The organism is Acinetobacter sp. B51(2017), assembly GCF_003711395.1.
Taxonomy (GTDB): Bacteria; Pseudomonadota; Gammaproteobacteria; order Pseudomonadales; family Moraxellaceae; genus Acinetobacter.
The window spans coordinates 1-5,458 of record NZ_PJRJ01000063.1 but is presented as its reverse complement, the minus strand read 5'-3'; the positions used below and the strand labels follow the sequence as shown (position 1 = coordinate 5,458).

The window sequence follows — 5,458 nt, the reverse complement described above, 5'->3', positions numbered from 1 at the left end:
ATATTGAGATTTATTACAATCGGGTCAGAAGGCATTCCGCAAACGGCTGGTTAAGCCCAGAAGCCTTTGAACAGAAATATTTTAAGAATTTAGAGGGATTTGTTGTCCACGATACTGTCTAGGATCACTTTAGCACCTGTGGCAAAGCCTGTAACAGCTCCTTTCGCTTCACTTATATCCCGATCTATAGATGAGCTAAGTCCTTCAAAAAAGCTTATTTCACTATCCTTAATTGCAGCTGAATTCTGAATAAACTCTTTTTTAGCATTGTAATATTCCGAATCTTTATTCGTATTTCCAGCCAATGTATTCGTTAAGAAAATATCTTTATTTTTAAAATCTTCTGCCGTGGCAGTAAATCCTTTTCCAGCTTCCCCAATATACATATCTGCTTTTTGGCCCTCTAGATCAGAAATATATCCTTTATAGCTATCTGAAATAGCAGTTACAACAATGATACCCTTCGAATCTGTATAATTATAAAAATCCAAATTCATCCCATCTACAGAACCATTATTAGTTTTTACTAGTAAATATTGATAAGCCTGATTATATTTTGCAATATCAGAAGCATCTAATTTACTATCAATTGACTCTTTCCAGCCCTCATCAATATTATATAGCGCCCCTCTTGTAAGTTGAGTTTCGGCCTCTTCCAAACTACTCCCTTGTTTTTTTTGCATATTCTTTTGCTAAGTTTTGGATAAGGTCAACTTCTTCTCTATGAAGTTATCTGTTATTTGAATCTACATTCACAGCGCTTCCAATACTGGCAGTGCTTAACCCAGAACCCAAGCCAATACTAATCAATGCAAGGCTTGTTACGCTATTAATAACGGCTTCTGCATTCTCTTGTTTCATTCCTTTATTCGTCAATGATTGAACAATAACTCTCTGAACATCATTTAATTGTGGTGCTGCACCTGCAATACCACCTGTTACTAAAGCTCCCTCTAAACCTCCTGTTGCTATAGCCCCAAGTGCTGTATGCATAGCAACTCGGTATACTCCTCCTTCATCCCATTTCTTAGCTTCTTATTCATTACCTAATAGTCGTTGTTTAAAAGCTAGCTGTTGTGAATAATCCGCTACAGCTTTTGGTGCATTCACCCCAAACTGCTTCGTCACATCCATCTGCAAATTAATTTCACTTTGAACTTTTTCTTTATCAAAGTTGTTCTTCAGCGCACTACTATTTTCTCGTGCTGTATCCGTCGTTACATCCGTTAAAATTTCAGATTTGATTTGCTCTGCTGTTTTACCTGTCAGCTCTTCCTGACAAATTGTTTCTCGTATCGTAATATTTGAAGTATTGACTCCACTTCGAGTCACACTACTGTCTTTATCACTGTCTAGGCCAAAACCAACCGACTTACTTACATCTGTAATACTTGATGCATGTTGATCGATTTCACTTGCCGATGAAGGCACTGTATTCGGTTGTTTTTGTCCTGTTGAATCAGTTCTTCCTGCGTTAAACCCTGCACTTAAACTAATACCTTTCGCATCGTATTCACTTTCATTTTGAATGTTTGAATAAGTCAAAGTCCCTGTATCAAGGCTATTTTTCTTTAGATCTTCTGCTTGTTGCGTAGAGGTAATAATTGCACCTTTTAGATCCGTGTTATTTTTAACCTTGATTTGGTAGCCGTCATCACCAGCAAAAATTCCAGACTGCTCGTTAACTGATGCATAATTGGCATCAACATTCGATTTACTAAAGCTTCCTGATACATTACCGCCATTTGTCCCTACACTTATTTGGCCTGAAATATCTTGCTGTTTGCCCTTATAGGTCGCTTTATCTTGTAAGCTTTCAACATTCAGTTCATTGGCATCTATCTGGATGCCCTTACCTTGAACTTGCCCGCCAATAATATTGGCCGCATTGCCACTACTGATTGTCGTTAGACTGTCTTTTGAACCAACATGGCTATTTACATAGCTTGTATCAGCTCCATTGCCTTTGCATTTGCCAAGATTACCGCCTGCTAACCCCCAGTCCTGTTTGGTTGCTGATGGTTACACCTGCATTCCAGCCTAAACTCTTGTTATTTGACTCTTCAATCACTTTTTGTTCTGCAGCTTTAATATTGACATCGTTGTCTGCTGCTAAATAAGTTCCTTGTAAACCCACAACATCAGAACCAATAAGATTGATGTTGGAATCTTTGCCTGCACCAGTCGCTACAATATTGGTTTTGCCAGCTGCGTAAACTTGGCTTTGACTCGCAGTATTACTTTCTGTACGGCGCGTTTCTTTACTCTTCTGCTCACCATACGTTAGGCTCACTCCAACCTCTAACGATTGGTTCAATGCGGCAGTACCAGTTAGAGCGTCTTTTAATTTCCCTATGGACTGTCCTGCTTTATAGGTATCAAAGCCCGCATTAGCTGCTGCCATTGCATTGACTCTGTCATTTTTACTTTGGCCAACTTGTTTCGCCGATTCAGCATTAGACTTTGAACAAAGCCTGTGACCATACGTAAAGACAGACGGAATAGGGAATTAATTATTAAGCAACATTGAATGGCTACAGCAGAATAAGTTTGATTTCGACCTTGATTACTATCTACTTGTGCGTACCACTGAGTGTTTGGATCAAACCAGATTGAAATATTTCCTCGTTTGGTTAAAACTTGGTTATACGAGGACCAATTGGTGGTACGGTAGATTGTAGGTGCAGGCGTCTTCATTTAGAAAATATTTTGCAGAAGAAGCCTTTAAGAATAGCTTTGTGCAACAAGCCTTTACTCTCTAAAAATATATACACCAAAACCTATCACAATTTGATCTGGATACTCTTCAGAATATTCAACCAGATAATTTGTCCCTATTTCAACTCCAACAACATCACCATAATGTGGACTACCTTTCTTATATTTTAAGTAATGAGCATCACCGTAAAAATCAAAATCAAATTCATCCTTTACTGAATCTAGGCGGTCTCCAATTCCTAATCTATTCAACAATTTTCCTTTATAACCTTCATATAAATAGATCCAGATTAATTTTCCTGATTCATTCATATCAAAAACAAGCCGAATAGAATTTCCAAACTTACAAGTGATCTCATTAATATGATCCAAGTTGAATGTCATTTCATCACGATGAAATATTCCCCATACTCCTTTTTTCTCAAATTTTGGATCATAGTCATGGCGAGACTCAAATTTCTTGTATTCTATCTGCTTTATAAAATCATCAAATAATATTCCGAGCTCAAAACCAGCTGCAGATTTCCCAGGAATAACTTCTGCATTCATATCTGGAACTAAATAGATCATTTATTTAACACTCCATCCACTATTTGTGGTGTATTGTAAAACTTGTCCTTGTTGATTCATATATATCTGTTTAGAAGTAATTGTTCCCGGCTTAAAATCTTTATCTTTAACAGGATCAAAAATTCGAATTTCTGTTCCGTCTGTTTTTACTATTTTATAATATTGATCTCCTTCATGAATACCGTTTCCGGGATGATATTGAACTTGCTTTATTCCTGATGCACTTTGTTTCACATTATATGCAATAGCCTTTCCTGACTGCTTACTATTTGCTTTTGATAGCTCCAGAACAGCGCCATCCATTTCAAAAGATTGCTTAATTTGATCTACCGTTTTCCCCGATAAACTAGCTGGGTTATTTACAATATCTCTAGGAATTCCTGCTTGTTGTGCCAACTGCTCTTTCAATTGTTGTTTCTGAACACTAGATAAAGCACTGTTATCAATTGCTCTGGTAGCATCTTTTACATTTTTAAAGACTTTATCTGCAATTTGATATCCATTTTTTACTACTTTAACCGCACGTCCAACAATTGTTCCTGTAGCTACATCGATAGCAATATTGATTGCACCATTTCTAATATCCTGCTCTGTTGCAGCCCTTTCTCCCTGTCTAGGTGCACAAGAAAGTCCAAATACCTCAAAACATGCGATAAAGTCACCTTTATCATTTACTTTGAATAATTCATTATTCTCCACTGCATTCTGCCCAATCACACCAGCCAATTGCGCGTTGTAACTTGAGTCTCCTACCGCTCCACCTATCACTGCGCCAATACCTGCTGTTAAATCACGTATCTGTGCTTTAACATTTTCAGGAAGTAAGTTCGGCTGGAATTCTCCATTTGCATCTTGATATTCTTTTTTATCTTTATATTGATTGGTCAGATAGATCGCTGCTGCTTCACTGGCAACAGCTGCACTGCTTCCTGCTGTCGGGTCTCCACCATTAATATAAGCAAGTGTTGCACGTAATATCGCATGAGATACCAACTGTGTAGCCGTGTTTTTATCTTCATCATGACCAAACTGGCCTTCTATCACCTGAGCTACATATGGTGTAAGGGTATTGGATGCTATTTTCAGGTATGTATAATATTCTTACGAATTTTTAACAATGAAAATTTCTAAAATGAGCGAGAAAGAAATTAGTCAATATTTAAGTTTCATCCTGCGGCATAAACCAGAAGAAATTAATTTAGAGTTAAATTCTGAAGGTTGGGGCAATATTTATGAATTGATAGAAAAGTCTCAACCCATTAATAATACAAAGTTAACTTTAGAAACTATTCAAACAATTGTGAAAAATAGTGATAAGAAACGTTTTCAGATTTCAGATGATGGCTTAAATATCCGAGCTATACAAGGCCATTCTAACGTTAACATCCAACGTAAGTTTACTGAGAAAACACCTCCAGAGTTTTTGTACCACGGCACAGCTACTCGTTTTTTAGACTCTATAAAAAAGCAAGGTCTGGTCCCCAAGGATCGGCAGTACGTACATCTCACTGAATGTAAAGATACTGCTTTCTCCGTTGGAACTCGTTATGGTAAACCTCAAATTTTAATAATTAATGCTTGGCAAATGCATGATAAAGGTTTCCAATTCTACGAAGCAGAAAATAATGTATGGTTAGTTAAAAACGTTCCAACGGAATTTATTAGTTTTTCATTTTAACAATTTTGAGGCTTTCGCTAAAATGTGGAAGCCTTGTCGAGCCATTCTGAAAAATCTTTAAAAATTATATGATATGGCATATCGCCTAAATCAAATACATAAACCATAGGCTTACCTGTTGTATCCTCTCCATCAAAATATGCTGCCCAATCAAAATAACGTGCAAAGGGAATTAAATTTAAACCATTCTTTTTTCTCATCTCATAAGATAATTTACCACCCTCATTTTCAGAACTAATAAACCACCATCGAAAATTGGGTATTGTACTTAAAGAAGAAGTATCTTTTGACAATGCCAAATACTCGCTCGGATATTTAAATCATTGAGGTAAAATATCACTAGAATATGGTGTAAAACTCTCTACTTTCATTAGACCTCTTGCGAAAGTAAAAATCACCTCCATATAAATTTCATGAGATATCAGAAATTAAACCGTTTTTCAGATTCTGAATTCAAACGCTTGGTTGGCGTACCTCGACAAGTTTTTACTG

Annotated in this window: 7 protein-coding genes and 2 pseudogenes; 2 read left to right on the top strand and 7 right to left on the bottom strand. The window is 36.7% G+C overall.

Annotation, left to right across the window (positions count from 1 at the left end; all coding sequences use genetic code 11):
• Positions 1 to 122: pseudogene (locus tag CYK47_RS14920) on the top strand (IS3 family transposase); the annotation flags it as partial.
• Here CYK47_RS14920 and CYK47_RS14915 read toward each other — a convergent pair.
• The 6 genes and pseudogenes from CYK47_RS14915 to CYK47_RS14890 all read right to left on the bottom strand — a co-directional run bounded on the left by CYK47_RS14915 (position 90) and on the right by CYK47_RS14890 (position 4,332).
• Entirely contained in the window at positions 90 to 683 is a 594-nt protein-coding gene (locus CYK47_RS14915; RefSeq protein ID WP_122902564.1) for a hypothetical protein, read from the bottom strand. The pseudogene CYK47_RS14920 and the gene CYK47_RS14915 sit on opposite strands and share 33 nt — an antisense overlap.
• Positions 684 to 729: 46 nt before the next feature.
• Positions 730 to 993, bottom strand: a complete 264-nt coding sequence (locus tag CYK47_RS14910) for a hypothetical protein (RefSeq protein ID WP_122902563.1) — start codon at positions 991 to 993, stop codon at positions 730 to 732.
• Between the two features lie 75 nt (positions 994 to 1,068).
• A pseudogene (locus CYK47_RS14905) lies at positions 1,069 to 2,464 on the bottom strand (hemagglutinin repeat-containing protein); the annotation flags it as partial.
• Positions 2,353 to 2,697, bottom strand: a complete 345-nt coding sequence (locus CYK47_RS14900; protein ID WP_228722483.1) for a transposase — start codon at positions 2,695 to 2,697, stop codon at positions 2,353 to 2,355. The pseudogene CYK47_RS14905 and the gene CYK47_RS14900, both read right to left, overlap by 112 nt.
• Before the next feature lie 54 nt (positions 2,698 to 2,751).
• Positions 2,752 to 3,288 (bottom strand): hypothetical protein, encoded by a 537-nt coding sequence (locus CYK47_RS14895; RefSeq protein WP_122902562.1) that lies wholly within the window; start codon positions 3,286 to 3,288, stop codon positions 2,752 to 2,754.
• The gene (locus tag CYK47_RS14890; RefSeq protein WP_252150303.1) at positions 3,289 to 4,332 is read right to left on the bottom strand and encodes a VENN motif pre-toxin domain-containing protein; all 1,044 of its coding nucleotides are present in this window, start codon (positions 4,330 to 4,332) and stop codon (positions 3,289 to 3,291) included.
• Between the two features lie 88 nt (positions 4,333 to 4,420).
• On the opposite strand from CYK47_RS14890, the gene CYK47_RS14885 reads away from it, so the two are divergent.
• Positions 4,421 to 4,966 (top strand): RNA 2'-phosphotransferase, encoded by a 546-nt coding sequence (locus CYK47_RS14885; protein WP_122902565.1) that lies wholly within the window; start codon positions 4,421 to 4,423, stop codon positions 4,964 to 4,966.
• A 17-nt stretch (positions 4,967 to 4,983) separates the two neighbouring features.
• Here the strand turns inward: CYK47_RS14885 and CYK47_RS14880 are convergent, their stop codons facing one another.
• On the bottom strand, positions 4,984 to 5,259 hold the full coding sequence (locus CYK47_RS14880; RefSeq protein ID WP_164709232.1) for an SMI1/KNR4 family protein: 276 nt from the start codon (positions 5,257 to 5,259) through the stop codon (positions 4,984 to 4,986).
• Positions 5,260 to 5,458: the final 199 nt, after the last annotated feature.

Excerpts from the sequence above, each read along its gene's own strand:
- CYK47_RS14915 (WP_122902564.1), bottom strand. The coding sequence starts at position 683 with ATGCAAAAAAAACAAGGGAGTAGTTTGGAAGAGGCCGAAACTCAACTT.
- CYK47_RS14910 (WP_122902563.1), bottom strand. The coding sequence starts at position 993 with ATGCATACAGCACTTGGGGCTATAGCAACAGGAGGTTTAGAGGGAGCT.
- CYK47_RS14900 (WP_228722483.1), bottom strand. The coding sequence starts at position 2,697 with ATGAAGACGCCTGCACCTACAATCTACCGTACCACCAATTGGTCCTCG.
- CYK47_RS14895 (WP_122902562.1), bottom strand. The coding sequence starts at position 3,288 with ATGATCTATTTAGTTCCAGATATGAATGCAGAAGTTATTCCTGGGAAA.
- CYK47_RS14885 (WP_122902565.1), top strand. The coding sequence starts at position 4,421 with ATGAGCGAGAAAGAAATTAGTCAATATTTAAGTTTCATCCTGCGGCAT.